12 protein-coding genes are annotated in these 17,339 nt (G+C 72.0%); 9 read left to right on the forward strand and 3 right to left on the reverse strand.

What is annotated here, in order from left to right; translation table 11 throughout:
• Nucleotides 1-187 precede the first annotated feature (187 nt).
• Nucleotides 188-1,822 carry an MFS transporter gene (locus ABZ154_RS28925; RefSeq protein WP_356837318.1) on the reverse strand — a complete coding sequence of 545 codons (1,635 nt, stop codon included), beginning with the start codon at nucleotides 1,820-1,822 and terminating at the stop codon, nucleotides 188-190.
• Nucleotides 1,823-1,917: 95 nt separating this feature from the next.
• Nucleotides 1,918-2,505, reverse strand: coding sequence for an NAD(P)H-dependent oxidoreductase (locus ABZ154_RS28930; protein WP_356837319.1), 588 nt, complete (start codon nucleotides 2,503-2,505; stop codon nucleotides 1,918-1,920).
• 139 nt (nucleotides 2,506-2,644) lie between these two features.
• Between ABZ154_RS28930 and ABZ154_RS28935 the strand changes: the two genes are divergently transcribed.
• The 8 genes from ABZ154_RS28935 (at nucleotide 2,645) to ABZ154_RS28970 (ending at nucleotide 15,305) form a co-directional block, all read left to right on the forward strand.
• Nucleotides 2,645-5,917 carry a BTAD domain-containing putative transcriptional regulator gene (locus ABZ154_RS28935; RefSeq protein WP_356837320.1) on the forward strand — a complete coding sequence of 1,091 codons (3,273 nt, stop codon included), beginning with the start codon at nucleotides 2,645-2,647 and terminating at the stop codon, nucleotides 5,915-5,917.
• A 264-nt stretch (nucleotides 5,918-6,181) separates the two neighbouring features.
• A complete protein-coding gene (locus ABZ154_RS28940; RefSeq protein ID WP_356837321.1) occupies nucleotides 6,182-7,753 on the forward strand; it encodes an aminotransferase class III-fold pyridoxal phosphate-dependent enzyme in 1,572 nt (523 codons plus the stop codon).
• A gap of 165 nt (nucleotides 7,754-7,918) precedes the next feature.
• A complete protein-coding gene (locus ABZ154_RS28945; RefSeq protein ID WP_356837322.1) occupies nucleotides 7,919-9,505 on the forward strand; it encodes an aminotransferase class III-fold pyridoxal phosphate-dependent enzyme in 1,587 nt (528 codons plus the stop codon).
• 199 nt (nucleotides 9,506-9,704) lie between these two features.
• Complete coding sequence (locus ABZ154_RS28950; protein WP_356837323.1) at nucleotides 9,705-11,906, forward strand: BTAD domain-containing putative transcriptional regulator; 2,202 nt, start codon at nucleotides 9,705-9,707, stop codon at nucleotides 11,904-11,906.
• A gap of 267 nt (nucleotides 11,907-12,173) precedes the next feature.
• Nucleotides 12,174-13,379, forward strand: a complete 1,206-nt coding sequence (locus ABZ154_RS28955) for a methylmalonyl-CoA mutase family protein (RefSeq protein WP_356837343.1) — start codon at nucleotides 12,174-12,176, stop codon at nucleotides 13,377-13,379.
• 169 nt (nucleotides 13,380-13,548) lie between these two features.
• Nucleotides 13,549-14,016 carry a flavin reductase family protein gene (locus ABZ154_RS28960; RefSeq protein ID WP_356837344.1) on the forward strand — a complete coding sequence of 156 codons (468 nt, stop codon included), beginning with the start codon at nucleotides 13,549-13,551 and terminating at the stop codon, nucleotides 14,014-14,016.
• Complete coding sequence (locus ABZ154_RS28965) at nucleotides 14,013-14,519, forward strand: hypothetical protein (protein ID WP_356837324.1); 507 nt, start codon at nucleotides 14,013-14,015, stop codon at nucleotides 14,517-14,519. The genes ABZ154_RS28960 and ABZ154_RS28965 overlap by 4 nt, the downstream gene beginning before the upstream one ends.
• A gap of 21 nt (nucleotides 14,520-14,540) precedes the next feature.
• Nucleotides 14,541-15,305 (forward strand): glucose 1-dehydrogenase, encoded by a 765-nt coding sequence (locus tag ABZ154_RS28970; RefSeq protein ID WP_356837325.1) that lies wholly within the window; start codon nucleotides 14,541-14,543, stop codon nucleotides 15,303-15,305.
• 70 nt (nucleotides 15,306-15,375) lie between these two features.
• Here ABZ154_RS28970 and ABZ154_RS28975 read toward each other — a convergent pair whose 3' ends face one another.
• Nucleotides 15,376-16,236 carry a ScbA/BarX family gamma-butyrolactone biosynthesis protein gene (locus ABZ154_RS28975; protein ID WP_356837326.1) on the reverse strand — a complete coding sequence of 287 codons (861 nt, stop codon included), beginning with the start codon at nucleotides 16,234-16,236 and terminating at the stop codon, nucleotides 15,376-15,378.
• A 166-nt stretch (nucleotides 16,237-16,402) separates the two neighbouring features.
• Here ABZ154_RS28975 and ABZ154_RS28980 point away from each other — a divergent pair, with 166 nt between their 5' ends.
• Entirely contained in the window at nucleotides 16,403-17,059 is a 657-nt protein-coding gene (locus tag ABZ154_RS28980; RefSeq protein WP_356837327.1) for a ScbR family autoregulator-binding transcription factor, read from the forward strand.
• Nucleotides 17,060-17,339 lie beyond the last annotated feature (280 nt).

Consider the following 17,339-nt stretch of genomic DNA (forward strand, 5'->3'; position numbering starts at 1 on the left):
GCCCGCGGTGCGGCGGGCGCGGTCGGTGTTCGCCGCGATCGAGCCGTCCGCCGCGGGCCAGGACCGCAGCGCCGCGGGTACGACGGCGGCCGCGTGTATGACGTACGGGAGCGGCCCCGGCACACACACGCGCGGGAAGACCCGGCCGAGTGGATTTCCGGCCGGGCCTTCGCGTCGTTGCGGTGGATCAGCGGCCGTCGCCCGCGGCGGCGGGCACGTTCGCCAGGGCGGCACCGGTGGTCGCGTTCGGCCCGTCGGTCTCGTCCGGGCCGGCGGCCTCCTCCTCGGAGTCCCCGCCCGCCGGCACGTGGCGCAGCAGCACGATCGCCGCGATGGCCAGCCCGGCCACGATGACGGCAGCGATGCCGGACGCGAGGTTCAGACCGCTGGTGAACGCCTCACGCGCCGCGTCCAGCAGTTCCGTACCCGCCGGGCCGCCCAGCTCCCCGGCCACCGTGTCGGCACCGGCGAGCGTGTCACGCGCCGTGTCCGCCGCCGATGCGGGCAGGTCCGAGGAGAGCGCGGCGCCGATGTCCTCCCGGTACACGGCGGTGACGACACTGCCGAGACCGGCGATACCGAGCGCGATACCGAACTCCATGCCGGTCTCCGACATGGCCGCGGCCGAACCGGCCCGCTCCGGCGGCGCCGAGCCGACGACCAGGTCCGTACCGAGCACCATCATCGGGCTGATGCCGGTGTAGATGAGGACGAAGCCGATCACCAGCAGCGGCAGCCCGCCGGTGGAGTCCGCCAGGCTGATCAGGATGTATCCGAGCACCGACAGGAACAGCGAGCCGCCGACGACGTAACCGGGTCGGACGCGCTGGGCGACGGCGGGCGTCAGCGAGGAGGCGATGATCAGCGCGCCGGCCGCCGGCAGCAGCCACAGGCCCGCCTTCATCGGGGTGAGGCCCTCCACCAGCTGGAGGTACTGCGTGATGAAGAGGTAGAGCCCGCCCATCAGACCGAGGCCGAGGGTCAGCACCAGCAGGGCGGTGCTGAAGGCGCGGTTGGAGAAGAGACTCAGGTCCAGCAGCGGGTCGGCCAGCTTGCGCTGACGCAGGACGAAGACCACGCCGAAGAGGAGACCGACCAGGAGCGTGCCGATCGCCAGGGCGCCCGGTCCGTGCTCGGCCAGCCGCTTGATGCCGTAGATCACCGGCAGCACGGTGACCAGGGAGAGCACGACACTCGCCAGGTCCAGGCGGCCTGCGTCGGGGTCCTTGTACTCCGGCAGCAGGATCGGCGTGACGATCAGGAGCACCACCATCACCGGGACGGCGAGCAGGAAGACCGAGCCCCACCAGAACCACTCCAGCAGCGCACCACCCAGGACCGGGCCCACGGCGATACCGACGGAGAAGCAGGTGACCCAGACACTGATGGCGACACCGCGCTGCCGGGCGTCCCGGAACATGTTGCTGATCAGGGCCAGCGTCGAGGGCATCAGTGTGGCGCCGGTGATACCGAGCAGCGCGCGCGCCGCGATCAGCATCTCCGGGCTGGTGGCCTTCGCCGCGATGACCGAGGCGATGCCGAAGCCGAGGGCACCGATCATGAGCAGCTTGCGGCGGCCGATGCGGTCACCGAGCGTGCCCATGGTCACCAGGAAACCGGCGATCATGAAGCCGTAGATGTCCACGCTCCACAGCAGCTGCGTGCTGCTGGGCTTGAGGTCCGCGCTGATCGACGGCACCGCGAGGTTCAGCACGGTGGCGTCGAGCGCCAGCAGGATCGTGGGAAGGGTGAGCACGAAGAGCCCGAGCCACTCCCGTGGCCCGGCCCTCAGCTCCGCGGAGGCCTGGGATTCTGTGGTCATGGGGGAACCCTCCAAGGTTCGTCGATCGTCCGCGCCCTGGCTGGTCCGGGGCAGGGGAGCAGGGAAGAGAAGGGGGCCGTGGAGGCCCCGAGGGCTCAGGAGTCGTACGGGTGTACGTCCCGGGCGTGGTGGAGCAGCCGCGCCCACCAGATGAGCTGGTCGAGCGTCGCCTTGACCGAGGCCGCGAAGCTCGTGGACGTCTTCGGCCACGCGCCGTCGGCGTCGAACTCGTCCCAGTAGTTCGGGATGCTGATGCCGTCGCGGATGGCCACGGCGTGCACCTCGGTGAAGGCGCTGCGCAGCTGCTCGGCCGCGTGGAGACCGCCCGAGGGCCCGCCGTAGGACAGGAACGCCACAGGCTTGGCCTTCCACTCGTCGAGGTACCAGTCGATGGCCGTCTTGAGCGGGGCGGGGAAACTCCGGTTGTACTCCGGGGTCACCACCACGAAGGCGTCCGCAGCCGCGAGCCGTGGAGCCAGCGCGGCCACCGGCCGGGGCAGCTCCTCGCACTCGTCGCCGAGTGTGTCGGGCAGCCGGGCCTCGGCCAGGTCGATCAGATCGACGTCGAGTTCCCGGCGCCGCCGCGCCTGTCCGGTGAACCACCGGGCGACGGTCGGACCGAAGCGGCCCCGGCGCGTGCTGCCGATGATGATCGCCAACCGCAGACGGCTGTTGTCGGACATCGGACGCTCCCGCGCTGGGCCGGCCTGCCGCCGGCGGTGGTGGACAGGTCCCAGCGTGCGGCGGAGCACTCACGGCCGGCTCACCACCCGCTCACGACCGGCTCCCCACACCCCGCGGCGCTGCGTTACGGTGGCGCCCATGCGATTCGGGGTGCTGGGGCCACTGGCCGTGTGGAAGGCGGACGGCAGCCTGCTCACCGTGCCCGGAGTCAAGACCAGGACGCTCCTCGCCGCCCTGCTCTCCCACGAGGGCCACCCGGTCTCGGCCGACCGGCTCGTCGACGAGGTGTGGGGCGAGCGCGAGCTGCCCGGCAACCCCGGCGCCGCCCTCCAGACCAAGGTCTGGCAGCTGCGGAAGGTGTTCGGCGACGCGGAGACGGGCGGCCGCGAGCTGCTGGCCCTGCGCGACGACGGCTATCTGCTGCGTACGGAGGCCGGCAGCGTCGACATGGGCCGGTTCCAGGCCCTGGTGGTACGGGCCAGGGCCGCCGACACGCCGCGCGCCCGTGCGGCCCTGCTGACCGAGGCGCTCGGCCTGTGGCGCGGCGCCCCGTTCTCCGGCTTCGAGGACGCCGACTTCGCCCGTCCGGTCATCACCCGCTTGGAGGAGGCCCGCCTCTGTGCCGCTGAGGAGCTCGCCGAGGCCCGGATCGACCTCGGCGAGCACTTCGAGGTGGCGGGCGAGCTGACCGAACTCGTCGTACGCCACCCGCTGCGGGAGCGGCTCCGCTCCCTCCACATGCGCGCGTTGTACGCCGCCGGGCGGGCGGGCGAGGCGCTCGCCGGCTACCAGGAGCTGCGGACCCGGCTCGCCGACGAACTCGGCCTGGATCCCGGCCCCGAACTCACCGCCCTCCACCAGGCGATGCTGGAACAGGACACCCGGCTCACCACCCCCGCCGCCCCGGCCCCGCCGCGCCGCCCCGCCACCAACCTGCCCGCCCCGCTCACCGAACTGGTGGGCCGCGGCGACGCGGTGGCCGAGGTCAAGGGCCATCTCGCCACCGCCCGCCATGTGACGCTGACCGGCTCCGGAGGCGTCGGCAAGACCCGCCTCGCGCTGGAGACCGCCGCCCAGCTCGCCGACGGCTTCCCGGACGGCGCCTGGCTGGTCGAGCTGGCCGCGCTCGGCCGTGCCGGCAGCGCGAACGCGGTGGACCCAGTGGCGGAGGCCGTCATGACCGTGCTCGGCATCCGCGAGGACGCGGCGACCGCCGCTCCCGGCGCGCCCGGCCCCTCCTCACCCGCCGGAAGCCTCGCCAAGGCCCTCGCCAACAAGAGCCTCCTGCTGCTCCTGGACAACTGCGAGCACATCGTCGACGCGGTCGCCGAGCTGGCGGCCCTGCTGCTCAAGCGCGCGCCGGGCCTGCGCATCCTGGCCACGAGCCAGGAACCCTTCGGAGCGCTCGGCGAGGTGGTCTGGGCCGTGCCTCCGCTGGACGTGCCCGAGGCTGCGCTGGAGGCCGGATTCGAGGACGCGGCACGCTCCAGCGCCGTCGAACTGTTCGTCGCCCGCGCCGCCGCCGCCTCACCCGGCTTCGCGCTCGACGCGGCCAACGCCCGGGACGTGGCGGTGATCTGCCGCCGGCTCGACGGCATCCCGCTCGCTCTCGAACTGGCCGCCACCCGCGTCCGCGCTCTCGGCGTACGGGGCCTGGTCACCCGGCTCGACGACCGCTTCCGCCTCCTCGCCACCGGCTACCGCGGCGCACCACCGCGCCAGCAGACCCTCCGGGCGATGATCGACTGGAGTTGGGACCTGCTCGGCGCGCCAGAGCGGGCCGTCCTGCGCCGGCTCGCCGTGCACGCCGAGGGATGCACGCTGGAGGCGGCGGAGACCGTCTGCGCCGGGCCGGGTGTGGACGGGGACGACGTCCTGGACCTGCTGGCCCGGCTGGTGGACCGCTCGCTGGTCGTGATGGCCGACAGCGGCGACGAGCCGCGCTACCGGCTCCTGGAATCCGTCGCGCAGTACGGTCTGGCCCGGCTGGACGAGGCCGGCGAGAGTGACGAGGTGCACCGCCGCCACCGCCGGTACTACACGGAGCTGGCCGAGCGCACCGCTGTGACGATCCACGGGCCCGACCAGCGGCGCCGGCTGCGCGCGCTGGACGCCGAGACCGCCAACATCCGCCGGGTGCTGGAGGACGCGGCCCGGCACGGCGGAGCCGAGGAGGCGCTGCGCCTGGTCAACGCGCTGACCTGGTACTGGTTCCTGCGCGGCCGGCTCCGCGAGGCGGGCCGGTCCCTGGAGGCGGCGCTCGCCGTGGCCAAGCCGGGCGGCACCGAGCCGGGCCAGGACACGGCGGCGTCCCTGCGGGCCCAGGCGCGGGCGTGGCGGGCCGGGTTCGCCGTCCTCGTCGGCGAAGGCACCGACCGGATGCACTACCGACGGGTCGCCGAGGAGCTCTCGCGTGACATCACCGACCGGCGCGAGCGGGCCAGGGCCCAGTGGTTCTTCGGGTTCGCCCTCTTCGGCGTCGGCGACCAGGCCACCAGCGAGGAGCTGATCGAGGAGGCGCTGGAAGGGTTTCAGGCGCTCGGCGAGACCTGGGGCACCGCCGCGGCACTGAGCGTACGGGCCAACCAGGCCCATGTCCGCGGCGATCTGGACCGGTTGGCGCGCGACGGCCACCGCAGCGCCGAACTCTTCGCCGAACTGGCTGACGGATGGGGCCAGTTGCAGACCGTCGAGCCGCTCGCCTCGCTGGCCGAGATGGCCGGCGACTACGAGCGCGCGGCTGAACTCCACCAGGAGGGGCTGCGGATGGCCGAGGATCTCGGGCTCTGGCCGGAGGCCGCCGACCGGCTCACCGGCCTCGGCAGCACCGCCATGCTCACCGGCGACCACGAGAAGGCGCGCGCGTACCATCAGCGGGCGATGCGCCTGGCGGCCGAACACAGCTTCAAACCGGGTGAGATCCACGCCGAGATCGGCCTCGGCCTCGGCGCTCGCCGCGAGGGCCGGTTCGACACCGCCGAGGTCCATATGCTCCACGCGCTGGAGTGGCAGTCCACCATGGCCTTCGAGCCCGGCCGTGCCCTGGTCCTGGCCGAACTCGGCTTCATCGCCGAACAGCGCGGCGACTCGGTAGGCGCCCTGCGCCTCCATCTGGACGGCTGGGCCTCCGCCCGTATCACCGGCGACGCCCGCGCCATGGCGCTCGCACTCGAAGGACTGGCCGGAGCCCACGCACTGGCCGGACGGCCGGCGTACGCGGCGCTGCTGCTCGGCGCGGCCGAAGGGGCCCGCGCATCGGTCGGCATGCCGCTGCCGAAGGCCGAACGCGGTGACGTCGACCGCATCGCGGCGGCCGTACGGCTCCACCTCGACGAGGGCGCCTACCAGGCCGCGTACCGCCGCGGCCGCGCGCTCACTCCCGAGCAGGCCCTCGCCGCGGACGACGGCTGAGCCCCGCCGCCGTCCCGCAGACCGTTCAGTGACCGGCTGATGAGGGGCCGTCCCTAGGGTGTGTCCGGCGGATCGGGACACGCTCCGGCCTCGCAGAGGCTTCCGGGACGTCCCATCGGCAGGCGCCGGCCCCGCCGCACCGGCGGTGTCCGCCCGCGACCGGAGCCGCCACCACCACGGGCAGCGCGCGCGGCCCGTCACCGGCGCCGTTCTCGGCCGCCGGCTGGTCCACCGAACCGACATCGAACGAAATCTGGGGACGAAATGACTGAAGTCGCCGCGCCCGTGCTCGCCGACGCCAATGTGCGACAGATGCTCTCTCCGTTCGGACTCGACATCGAGTACACCCGGGCCGAGGGCAACGCTCTCCACTACACCGACGCCGAGGGCCGTGAGCGACGGGTCGTGGACTACGCCTGCGGCTTCGGCTCCCTCATGCTCGGCCACAACAACCCCGAGATCGCCCAGCGGGCCAAGGAGATCCTGGACTCGCAGATCCCGGTCCACACGCAGCTGGCCCGGCACTCGCACACCAACGACCTCGCGATCGCGCTCAACAAGATCATCCAGCGTGAGCTGAACACGGACGAGCCCTACTTCGCGCTCTTCGGCAACTCCGGTGCCGAGGCCGTCGAGATCGCCATCAAGCACGCGGAGTACGACCGCTTGGAGCGCGCCAAGGATCTCCTCGCCGGCGTGGCGGCCAACATCGACACCGCCCGTACGGCCGTGGCCTCGGGCGCCGCGCAGGTGTCGGCCGACGCCTACGGGCAGGCCGGCGTCGCGGCGGGCACCGGCTTCGACGAGTTGGCCGCGGAGATCGAGCGGCGCAACGAGGCGGCCGCCGGCACCCAGCCGCTCTTCCTCACCATCGAGGGCTCCTTCCACGGCAAGCTGGCGAGCAGCATCCAGCTCACGCACAACGAGATGTTCCGTACGCCGTTCAAGTCGCTCTCCGCGCAGGCCCGGTTCGTCCCGGCCGACCAGCCCGACGCGCTGGCCAAGATCGTCAGCGACGAGCGGGTCCCGGTGCTCGACCTCGTCACCGACGACGGCACGGTCACCGTCGTCGAGCGTGACTTCCCGGTCTTCGGCGCCTTCTTCCTGGAGCCGATCCGCGGCGAGGCCGGCATCAGGCCGCTCAGCGCGGAGTTCGCCCGCACGATCCAGGAGGTCTCCGCCGAACTCGGCTGCCCGGTCGTCTCCGATGAGATCCAGAGCGGCAGCGGCCGCTCCGGTGCCTTCTTCGCCGCCTCGCACATCGGCCTGCGCGGCGACTACATCATCCTGGCCAAGAGCCTGGCCGGCGGCATCTCCAAGACCGGTGTGGTGCTGGTCCGCGAGGGCCGTTACCAGCACGGTTTCGAGACCATCCACAGCTCCACCTTCGGCAAGGACAGCATCTCCTCGCTCATCGCCCTCAAGGTGGTCGAGCTGCTGGAGGCCGACGGGGGACAGGCCTACCGTGCGGCCGAGGAGCGCGGCAACAAGCTGCGCTCGGCGCTCGAAGCGGTCCGCGACGACTTCCCCGACGTCGTCAAGGAGGTGCGCGGCGCCGGCCTGATGCTCGGGCTGGAGTTCCACGACCAGTCGGAGGCCAGCTCCGAGGTCATCCGCGAGCAGACCCAGCACGGCATGATCGGATTCGCCGTCGCCGGATACCTCCTGCGCAACCACGGCATCCGTACGTTCACCACGGCGAGCGCCCTGCACACCTTCCGGTTCGAGCCGTCCATCTACGTCAGCGACGAGGACATCGCCCAGCTGGAGACGGCCCTGCGCGCCGTGGCCGGCGTCCTGCGGCGCCAGGACGAGGAGGGCTTCGGCGGCGCCTGACCCGCCGGGGTGGAGAAACCGCCACCCCCAGCCGAGCGACAGGGGCACGGCCGACCGGCGACGGACGGCCGTGCCCCTGCTCCGTCGTGCGCCGCTTCGGGCGCGCACCCGCACCACAACCGAACCGCCGGGGCGTCAACGTCCCGCGAACACAAGGGAGTCGACATGAACACCGCAGCCCCCGAAGCCGGACTCGCCGAACCGCACCTCGCCGAAATCCTGGCCGCCGTCGGCCTCGACGTCGAGTACGTCAGGGCCGAGGGCAACACGATCCACCGGCTCGACGAGGAGGGCCGCGAAATCCCCGTCCTCGACTTCGTCGGCGGCTTCGGATCGCTCATCCTGGGCCACAACCACCCCGAGATCGTCGCCCGCGCCCAGGAGCTGCTCAGCGCCCAGCTCCCCATCCACGCGCAGTTCTCCCGGGCCCCGCACGCCAACCGGCTGGCCGCCGCGCTCAACACCGTACTGCGCCGTGAACTCGGCGAGGACGAGCACTACTTCGCGATCTTCGCCAACAGCGGCGCCGAAGCGGTCGAGGCGGCGGTCAAACACGCCGAGCTGGACCGCACGCTCAAGCTGGCGGCGCTGACCGAGGAGATCGACGAGCACCTCGCGTACGCACGGTCCCAGGTACGGGAAGGGCTCGCGGTGCCGGCGGACACGGCCCACGCGCGGTTCGGCACCGGCGCCTCCGGCGACCCTGTCCGTGACGCGGAGGAACTCATCGCGCACGTCGGCCGGTTCAACGCGCTGCGGCTCGCCGAGGCCCCCCTTTTCCTCGCTCCCGAAGGCGCCTTCCACGGCAAGCTCGTCGGCAGCGTGCAGCTCACCCACAACGCGGGCTTCCGCGTCCCGTTCAAGGCGCTCGCGGCGCAGGCCCGCTTCCTCCCGCTCGACCAGCCCGACGCCATCCGCAAGACCATCGAGGCCGAGCGGCGGGTCCTGCTCGATCTGGCTGTCGCGGACGGCCGGATCACCGTGGTCGAGCGGGAGTACCCGGTCTTCTGCGCCTTCGTCCTCGAACCGATCCAGGGCGAGGGCGGGATCAACGTCCTCACCCGCGAGTTCGCCGAGGCGGTCAGGGAGGCCTGCGACGCCATCGACTGCCCGGTGATCGTCGACGAGATCCAGAGCGGCATGGGCCGCTCCGGCGCCTTCCTGGCCAGCTCGCTCATCGGCCTGCGCGGCGACTACTACACGCTGGCCAAGAGCCTGGGCGGCGGCGTCGCCAAGACCTCCGTGGCGCTGATCCGAGGGTCCCGCTACCGCAAGGAGTTCGAGCTGGTCCACAGCTCGACCTTCGCCAAGGACGCGTTCTCCAGCCAGATCGCGCTCAGGACGCTGGAGCTGCTGGAGGCCGACGGCGGCCGGCTCTACGGCGCCGTGAAGGAGCGCGGCCAGGCCCTGCGCACCCGGATCGACGCGGTGCGCGCCGACTTCCCCGACGTACTGAAGGAGGTGCGCGGCGCCGGGCTGATGCTGGGCGTGGAGTTCCAGGACCGGACGGACTCCGCCACCGGGAACATCCAGGAGCTGGCCCGCTCCGGCTTCCTCGGCTACGCCGTCGCCGGCTACCTGCTGCGCGCCCACTCCGTGCGCCTCTTCCCGACCGGCAGCGCGGTCAACACGCTCCGCCTGGAGCCGTCCGTCCAGCTGGCGGACGAGGAGATCGCGCAGTTGGAGACGGGGCTGCGGGACGTCTGCTCCGTCCTGCGCGACGGCGACGAGGCGCGCTTCTTCGGCGGCTGAGACCCGGCCGGCTCCTCCCGCACGACGGCCCGCTCCCGAGGCGGTCCGGAACGATCTGTTCCGGGCTGCTTTGTCCCAGCTTTGTGAGCGGTTGGACCACGGCAACGCAGCATGGAGGCCGAACCTGGCAGACAGGAGACGCGGCGTCACCGCCGCGTCCCCGCCGCCGGGCCGTCGGAAGCGTTCGGATGGGGGAGACATGGAATTTCGGGTACTGGGACCACTGGAAGTTCTCCGCGACGGGGAGCCGGTGGAGCTCAGGGGCACCAAACAGCGCGGCACCCTGGGTTTCCTGCTCCTCCAGGCGAACCGCGTGGTCCCCACGAGCCGCCTGCTCAACGCGCTCTGGCCGGACGAGAACGCGCCGACGACCGCGCGCAAGATCCTCCAGAACGCCGTGTACGGGCTCCGCGGAGTCCTCGCACCCTCACCGCAGGACGCCGCCGACGACGCGATGCTCCTGACCCGCCCGCCCGGCTACATGATGCGCGTGGCCCCCGACGAGGTCGACCTGCACCGGTTCAACCAGTGGGTCGGCCAGGGCCGTGAGAAGCGCGACCAGGGCGCTCCGGCCGAGGCGGCGGTCCTGCTGCGCGACGCCCTGGACCTCTGGCGCGGCTCCGCACTGGCGGACCTGGTCGAGGCCGGTATCGACTGGCCGGAGCTCGACTCGCTCCGCAAGACCCGGCTGGACGTGACGGAGGACTACTTCGACGCCCAGCTCCTGTGCGGCCGGCACCACGCCGTGCTCGCGGAGCTGGAGTCCATGGTGGCGGCCGAGCCGCTGCGGGAGCGGACGTGCGGCCAGCTGATGATGGCGCTGTACCGCTGCGGCCGCCAGGCGGACGCGCTGAGCGCCTTCAGCCGCGTGCGGTCGCTGCTGATCGAGAACCTCGGGCTGGAACCGGGCCAGCAGCTCCAGCAGTTGCAGCGCGCGATCCTCACCCAGGACCCGTTGCTGTCCTTGGACGCGAGCCCCTCGGCGGCGCCATCGGCCCGCCCGCAGCCGGTACGGATACGGGCGGCGGAGCCGGGTACGTCCGAAGCCGCTCCGGCCGGTGCGGAGGTGGCGGTGCAGGAAGCGGATGCCATCCGGCGCAGCGAGGAGACGGCGCCGGGCATCCAGCGCCGCCTGGTGAGCGTCCTGTCCGTCCGCACCCGCCTCACCTCACCGTTGGACGGCTGCGTCGACACGCTCCTGGACGCGGCGGCCACCGTTGTCAGGGAGCAGATCGAGCGGTACGGAGGCACGGTGACCGCCTCCATGGGCTCGCTCACCCAGGCCCTGTTCGGGCTGGACGGTCCCGAGGAGGGCGGTGCCGGGCAGGCCGTGGCGGCGGCGCTCGCGATCCGTGACGTACTGGACGTGCCGTGCGGGTCCGAGCCGGACCGGCCGCCGCTGTCGGTGCAGGCCGCGGCGACGGCGGGCGAGGTGCTGCTCCGCTACTCGGGCCGGAACGACGCGCCCACGCCCGTCGGCGCGGTGCTGGACGAGTCGCAGTCGCTGCTGGCGGGCCTGCCCGACGGCCATGTCATGGTCGCCGAGGAGGTGCGGCGCGCCACCGAGAACGCCGTCGTCTACCGGAGGGCCGAGGGCCGGCCGGCCGTCTGGCTCGCGGTCGGCCGCCGGACGAGCGGCCGGGAGGCGGGCGCCGAGGACCCCGGCACGGCGTACGAACTGGACCTCCTCTGCGGGCTGGTCAAGCGCAGCCAGGACCGGGAGATCCCGCACCTGGTCACGGTGCTCGGGGAGTCCGGCTCAGGCAAGAGCCGCCTGCTGCGGGAGTTCGGGGTCCGGCTGGCCGCCCGGCCCGGCCCGGTCACCGTACTGACAGGCCGTACGCCGGCCGCTCCCACCGACCACCCGCTGAGAGCGCAGGCGCAGGTCCTGGTGGCCTACTGCGGCATCCGGCCCGGCGACGGACCCGACTCCGCCCGGTCCGCCCTCACCGCCCGGGTCCGCCACCTCTTCCGATCCGAACGCAGCGGCTCACGGGTGCTGGCCGGCCTCACGCCCTTGCTGGACGCACGGCCCGGTGCGGTGCCCGCCGACGTGTCCGCTCCACGGATCCTGGCCGCCTGGCGTGACTTCTTCCAGGCGGCGGCGCAGCACCTGCCGGTCGTGCTGTGCATCGACGACCTGCACCGCGCGGGCTCGGACGTGCTGGACGTCGTGGAGGAGCTGGCCGAGTCCGGCGCCTCGGCCCCGCTGTTCGTCGTCGCCTCCGCCGGCCCCGAACTGCTCCTGCGCCGCCCCGCCTGGGCCGGCGGCCGGAGCCACGCGACCACCGTGACGCTGGGCCGGACCGAGGAGACCACGACCAGCAGGCAGTTGGTGGAATTCCTCCGGGCGGCCGCCCGCGAACGAACCGCGATCGTCGGCGGGCCGTCGGCGCACTGAGGGGCGTGCGCCTCGGACGCCCGTACGTCATCCGGGCGTCCGAGACGCACGCAGGACCTGTACGTGCGTCCGGGGCGCCGGTGCCCGAGCGTTCGGCCCGTACGTCCTCGTACGTCCGGCCCGGGCGACGATCCCATGCACAGCCGAGCAGGAGGTGGACAGATGGGGTACGAGACGGAGCGGCCGGCCGCGGCCGCCCGGGAACCCCGTGGTGCCGGTCGCCGAACCTACCCCGCCAGGTCCCGCCTGCCTCCGCTCCTGCCGGGCGTGCCGGCGCCGGCCTCACCGGTACGGGCAGGGGCGGCCCGTGGGCCCACCGGTTCCGGGTCGCCCGTGGAGGCCGGGGCACGGCACCGGCGGCTGGTCGCCGACGGCGTCCGTGAGCTGGCGGTCGCCTTCGATCCGCCGACCCGGCGCGGGTCCGACTCGGACGCGCCGGACGCGCGCGGGCAGGCAGGCGGCGGCGGTGTCGCGGTCGACTCGCTGGACGACATGCGCGTCCTCTTCGGCGGAGTCCCGCTGGCTCGCGTGTCGACGTACCTGGCGGCCGGCGCACCGGCCGCCGTCCTCGTGCTGCTCCTCCAACTGGCGGCGGAGGAACAGGGCGTGGCCGGAGAGCACCTGCGCGGCGCGATGGACAACGACATCCTGGGGGAGTACCTCGGCGGCGGCGGCATCTTCCCGCCCGGCCCCTCGCTCCGGCTCGTCGCCGACACCCTGGCGTACTGCGGATCGGCCCTTCCCCGGTGGACGGCCATCTCGGTCTCCGGAGAGCAGGCGGCGGCTGCGGGCGCGTCCGCGGCCGGGGAGGTCGCCTTGATGGTGGCGAACGGGGCCGCGTACGTACGCGCCGCCGTGGCGACGGGCACGCCGGCGGAGGTGGCCGCGTCCCGGCTCTCCTTCTCCTTCGCGGCCCGCTCCACGCTCGTCGAGGAGGCCGCCGCGGTACGGGCCGCCCGCCGGATCTGGGCCGGGACGGCGACGGAGCTGCCGGGGTCACACGCCACCGGGGCGCCACCGCTTCGGCTGACGCGTCGGCGCGGCGCGGAGCCGCGGCCCGCCCGGGCCGATGCGAGCGGCGGCCCGGACATCGTCGACTCGATGGCCCACGACATCGAGTGGGCCGCCCGCGCGCTGCTCCGCGAGATCGCGGAAGCGGGAGGAGCGGTGGCCGCGATCGAGGACGGCTTCTGGCGTGAGCAAGCCGTCCGGCCCCCCGCGACCCGGCCCGGGCCGGGCCGCCCCGCCGATCCCGCCGTCGCCGCCCGGCAGACCGAGCGCCTCGCCAAGCTGCGCGCCTGGCGGGACGGGCGGCGCGTACGGACGGGCCTGGACCGGCTGCGGACCGGGGCCGCCGGGCACGGCAACGTCCTCCACCCGATGAAGGAAGTCCTGGCCGCGGGCGCCACCGTCGGCGAGGTCTGCGACGCGCTGCGCGAGATCTGGGGCCGGCATCCACCCGTCGGCGGCTGAGCGTCCTCCCCGCCGCGCTGGGCGGGGGGTTACCCGTAAATGAGTGGTCAGGGATCTCTCCGCTCTATGTTCTGAGCACCAATCTCCTGAAGGGTTCGGCATGATTTCTGTATCCAGTGACAAGATTGCCAACCGAATCTCGATGGCACCGTCCTCCTTGCGGGAATCGATGGCGCGTTTCGCCACGGGCGTCATCGTGCTGAGTGTCGGCGGCGACGATATTCACGGCATGACCGCCAACGCTTTCACCTCCGTATCACTCGAACCGCCGACCGTGCTGTGCTGTATCGCCCGCAGTGCGGTGATGCACCAGGCGCTGACCTCGCAGAAGCGGTTCGCCGTATCCGTACTCGGTGCGGACCAGGAGGATCTGGCCCGCTATTTCGCCGACAAGCGGCGCCCTCTCGGACCGGAGCAGTTCCAGCAACTCGCCTGGGAACCGGGTGCGGTCAGTGAGGCACCCCTGCTGCACGGTGCGCTCGCCTGGCTGGAATGCGAACTGACCGAGATTCATGAATCCGGTGACCACTCGATATTCCTCGGAGAGGTGGTCAACGCGAGCAGGAGCCCCGAAGGACCCGGACTGCTCTTCTTCGACGGGGCGTTCCAGGGGACCGGGTCCGCCGACGAGTCATGAACGGCCCGGAGGCCGCCATGGGCCAGTGGTTCATGGAAGCCCTCAACGAGGGCCTCAACCGGTCGGTCGTGCATACCCGCCGCCGTACCGCACCGGACGGAGAGGGTCCGCGCGACCCCTTCGCCGCAGCGGTGATGCGACGCTTCGAGGCCTCTCTGCCGACGGCGCTCGGCGCGCCGGAGCGTACGGACGCCGCTCTGCTGGCCGCCCTCCACCGCCGCGCCCGCCACATCCTCGCCAGATCCCTGGCCCCTGCCGGACCGGCGGACCCGCGCAGTTCGCTCCCGCCGCATCCGCCGCTGCCCGCTCGCCTGGAGGCGCTGGTCCCCGCCGTGCTCCTGGAGTGCGCCGCGCTGCTGCTCATGGAGCCGACGTGGTCCGAGCGGCCGGACCGGAAACCGGCCGACGTGCTGCGGGCTATGGGAGAGGCGGTACGCGAACCCTTGATTCCGGATACCGCCGGAAAAACGCACGTGACCTGGATCACAGGCGTGTCCGGGTGAGTCTCTGCCAGAATCCGGCCCATGACCAGTGACCTCCTTCTCGGAAAAGTCGTCCTCATCACGGGTGCCAGCAGTGGAATCGGTGCGGCGGCCGCGCGTGTCTTCTCCCGGGAAGGCGCCACCGTCGTGCTCGCGGCACGGAGAGAGGGCCATCTGTCGGCGCTGACCGACGAATTGCGGAGCAAGGGATCGGAAGCGTCGTACGTCGTCACCGACATCACCAAGCCGGAGCAGGTCGCGGCGGCGGTGGATTTCGTCCTGAGTGAATACGGACGTCTCGATTCCGCTTTCAACAATGCGGGAAGAGGGGGCGACCGGACTCCTCTCCATCTCATGCAGGACGATGTGTACGACTCCGTCATGGACATCAATGTCCGTGGCGTGTGGAACTGTCTGCGCCATGAGATAGCGGCCATGCTGCCGAACGGCAGCGGCAGTATCGTCAACAACAGCAGTGTCGCCGGGCTGGTGGCCATTCCCGCCGCGGCGCCGTACATCGCCTCCAAGCACGCGGTCGTCGGCTTCACCCGCGCCGCGGCGGACGAATACGCCAAGCAGGGCATCCGGGTCAACGCCATCGCTCCCGGAACTACGCGCAGCGAGATCACCGCGGACTGGTTCGACCGCAACCCCGGCCTGGAGGATCACGTCAACTCCCTGACGCCGCAGGCCAGGACGGCGGATCCTGAGGAGATCGCGCAGGCGGCGGCCTGGCTGCTGAGCGACCGCTGCCCCTTCCTCACCGGCGCGGTGGTCCCGGTCGACGGCGGGTTCGTCAACCAGTGAGTCGTGCTCGCCGGGTCCGGAGCGGCGGGCGGCCCCGTCACTCCGGTCCCGGTCGGCGTTCTGATGCCGGTCAGCCCACCCGGCCGGTGAACGTGGCGCGGAAGGCGTCCCGGTCGTCCTGCACACCGGTGACGACGAGGGAGACCTCGCCGTCCGGCCGGACGGTAGGAGTGCCGGCCACGACCCAGCTGGGCCGGTCGAACTCGACGTACTGCTGGTAGACGACCCCGACCCCGGTGGGCTCGAACGTTCCCGGGACCACCGTGGCGTGTGCGGCCTGCTGCGCGGCCTCCAGCAAGGTGAGGCCGGGGACATGGTCGACCGGGTGGTCGAACAGCAGCAGGTTCTCCGCGTCGTTCCGGAGCTGCCAGCGCCGCGGATCGTCCGTGGCCGAGAGCATCACGTCGTCGGCGGAGGGTCGGCCGACGACGGCCGGTTCCACGGGCGGCGGCACCGGCCAGCGGCCCCAGTCGACGGTGAGGTGGTCACCGCGCAGGCGTCGGTAGGCGGCCGGTGACACCCAGCCGAAGACGGAGTCCGCCCGCACCACGGTCTCGCCCTGGTGCGAGATACGGAAGTCCAGGGCCAGGTTCTGGCCGGCGGGCTTGCGGCCCGCGCCGTCGGTCAGCGTGACCTCGACGTCCATCCGCGCGCACGTGCCGTGCGGCAGCCGAAAACCGGGCCGGATCGTAAAGTTGAGATGGTGGAGCAGGGTCTGGTGGGTGAGCGGTACGTTCCGCTCCGCGTGCCCGACGAGCAGTCCGGTCTGTCTGATGGTCTGCGTCAGCAGCCGTGGATCGTACGGCGACTTCTCGTGGGCCGCGGGCCAGTGGGTGGTGAGGTCGACACGGTGCTCGGAGACCCGGCCCCAGTCGGTGACGAGGATCGACGGGCCGTGGTGCAGGTGGGTATAGGCGCGGAGCTGGTCCATCCGGTCCAGGGCAGGCCGATGACGTTCACAGCGCTTGTGCAAGGTTCCCCCAGGTCCATGCGCGGAGCTTGTGAGCTGAGCTTGTAAAGTACCGGCCCTCCGGTCGGTTTCAACCTCGAGTAAATGTGACGTAAAGCACTGGTCAAGATGTCGTATGGAGGCATGCGTGGTGAAGCAGGAACGCGCGGTACGCACCCGTAGATCCGTCCTGGTGGCGGCCTCCGAGCTGTTCAACGAGGTGGGGTACGAGGCGGCGACCATCGGTGCGCTGCTGGAGCGGGTCGACCTCACACGTGGCGGTCTTTACTTCCACTTCGCTACGAAGGAGCAGCTGGCCCGCGCGGTCCTGGACGAGGCCGTGACGCTGGAGGGACTCCAGCCACAGACCTTCAAGCTGCAGGAATGGGTGGACATCGCTCTTCTCCTCGCTCACCGGGTCCCCCGTGAACCCTTGTTGCAGGCCTCGGTGCGGCTCTCGGTCGACCCTTTGTCGCGCGGTCTGTTCGGCACCCGGTGGCCGGACTGGGTGACGGTGGGCCAGCGGCTGCTCGACGAGGCCAGGGAGAAAGGGGAGTTGCTGCCGCATGTCGACACCGCGGAGACGTCGCGCCTGCTCGTGGGTGCGTGGACCGGCGTCCTGCTGATCACCGAGGTGATGCCCGATTGCGCCCTGCCGGACGAGATCTCCAGCCTGTACGAGCTCATCCTGCCGAGTATCGCCACGAGCGGGGTGCTCGCCCGTCTGGACACGTCACCGTACCGGGCCGAACGCCTTCTGGCGGCGATCGACTCTTCCACCGTCCAGGGCGTGGGAGCCGAATGACGTAGGGGCGGACCGGTTGACGGCTTCATATCGGCCATCGGCTGGTCTCCCGCGTGGTCACCGTGCCCGCGCGGACGGGTGACCGCGAGTTCGGGAGTGGACTCGATCTTCACTTTGTCTAAGATGCCTAGCGTCCGGTTTTTGGGGCGATCTTTGCCTTGTTCTCCGTGTCTGGCCCGGCGACTTCGTGGACCTGTCCTGCCGTCAGGAGGGTTCCCCGCAGGCTGACGAGGCGGATCGAAGGCGGTGGAGAGGTCGTTCAGAACCGGACAACGGGTCT

It is taken from the genome of Streptomyces sp. NPDC006261 (assembly GCF_040613515.1).
GTDB lineage: Bacteria > Actinomycetota > Actinomycetes > Streptomycetales > Streptomycetaceae > Streptomyces.

Bases quoted from the DNA above. Each gene is read 5' to 3' on its own strand.
- ABZ154_RS28925 (WP_356837318.1), bottom strand. From the start codon at position 1,822: ATGACCACAGAATCCCAGGCCTCCGCGGAGCTGAGGGCCGGGCCACGG.
- ABZ154_RS28930 (WP_356837319.1), bottom strand. From the start codon at position 2,505: ATGTCCGACAACAGCCGTCTGCGGTTGGCGATCATCATCGGCAGCACG.
- ABZ154_RS28935 (WP_356837320.1), top strand. From the start codon at position 2,645: ATGCGATTCGGGGTGCTGGGGCCACTGGCCGTGTGGAAGGCGGACGGC.
- ABZ154_RS28940 (WP_356837321.1), top strand. From the start codon at position 6,182: ATGACTGAAGTCGCCGCGCCCGTGCTCGCCGACGCCAATGTGCGACAG.
- ABZ154_RS28945 (WP_356837322.1), top strand. From the start codon at position 7,919: ATGAACACCGCAGCCCCCGAAGCCGGACTCGCCGAACCGCACCTCGCC.
- ABZ154_RS28950 (WP_356837323.1), top strand. From the start codon at position 9,705: ATGGAATTTCGGGTACTGGGACCACTGGAAGTTCTCCGCGACGGGGAG.
- ABZ154_RS28960 (WP_356837344.1), top strand. From the start codon at position 13,549: ATGGCGCGTTTCGCCACGGGCGTCATCGTGCTGAGTGTCGGCGGCGAC.
- ABZ154_RS28965 (WP_356837324.1), top strand. From the start codon at position 14,013: ATGAACGGCCCGGAGGCCGCCATGGGCCAGTGGTTCATGGAAGCCCTC.
- ABZ154_RS28970 (WP_356837325.1), top strand. From the start codon at position 14,541: ATGACCAGTGACCTCCTTCTCGGAAAAGTCGTCCTCATCACGGGTGCC.
- ABZ154_RS28975 (WP_356837326.1), bottom strand. From the start codon at position 16,236: ATGGACCAGCTCCGCGCCTATACCCACCTGCACCACGGCCCGTCGATC.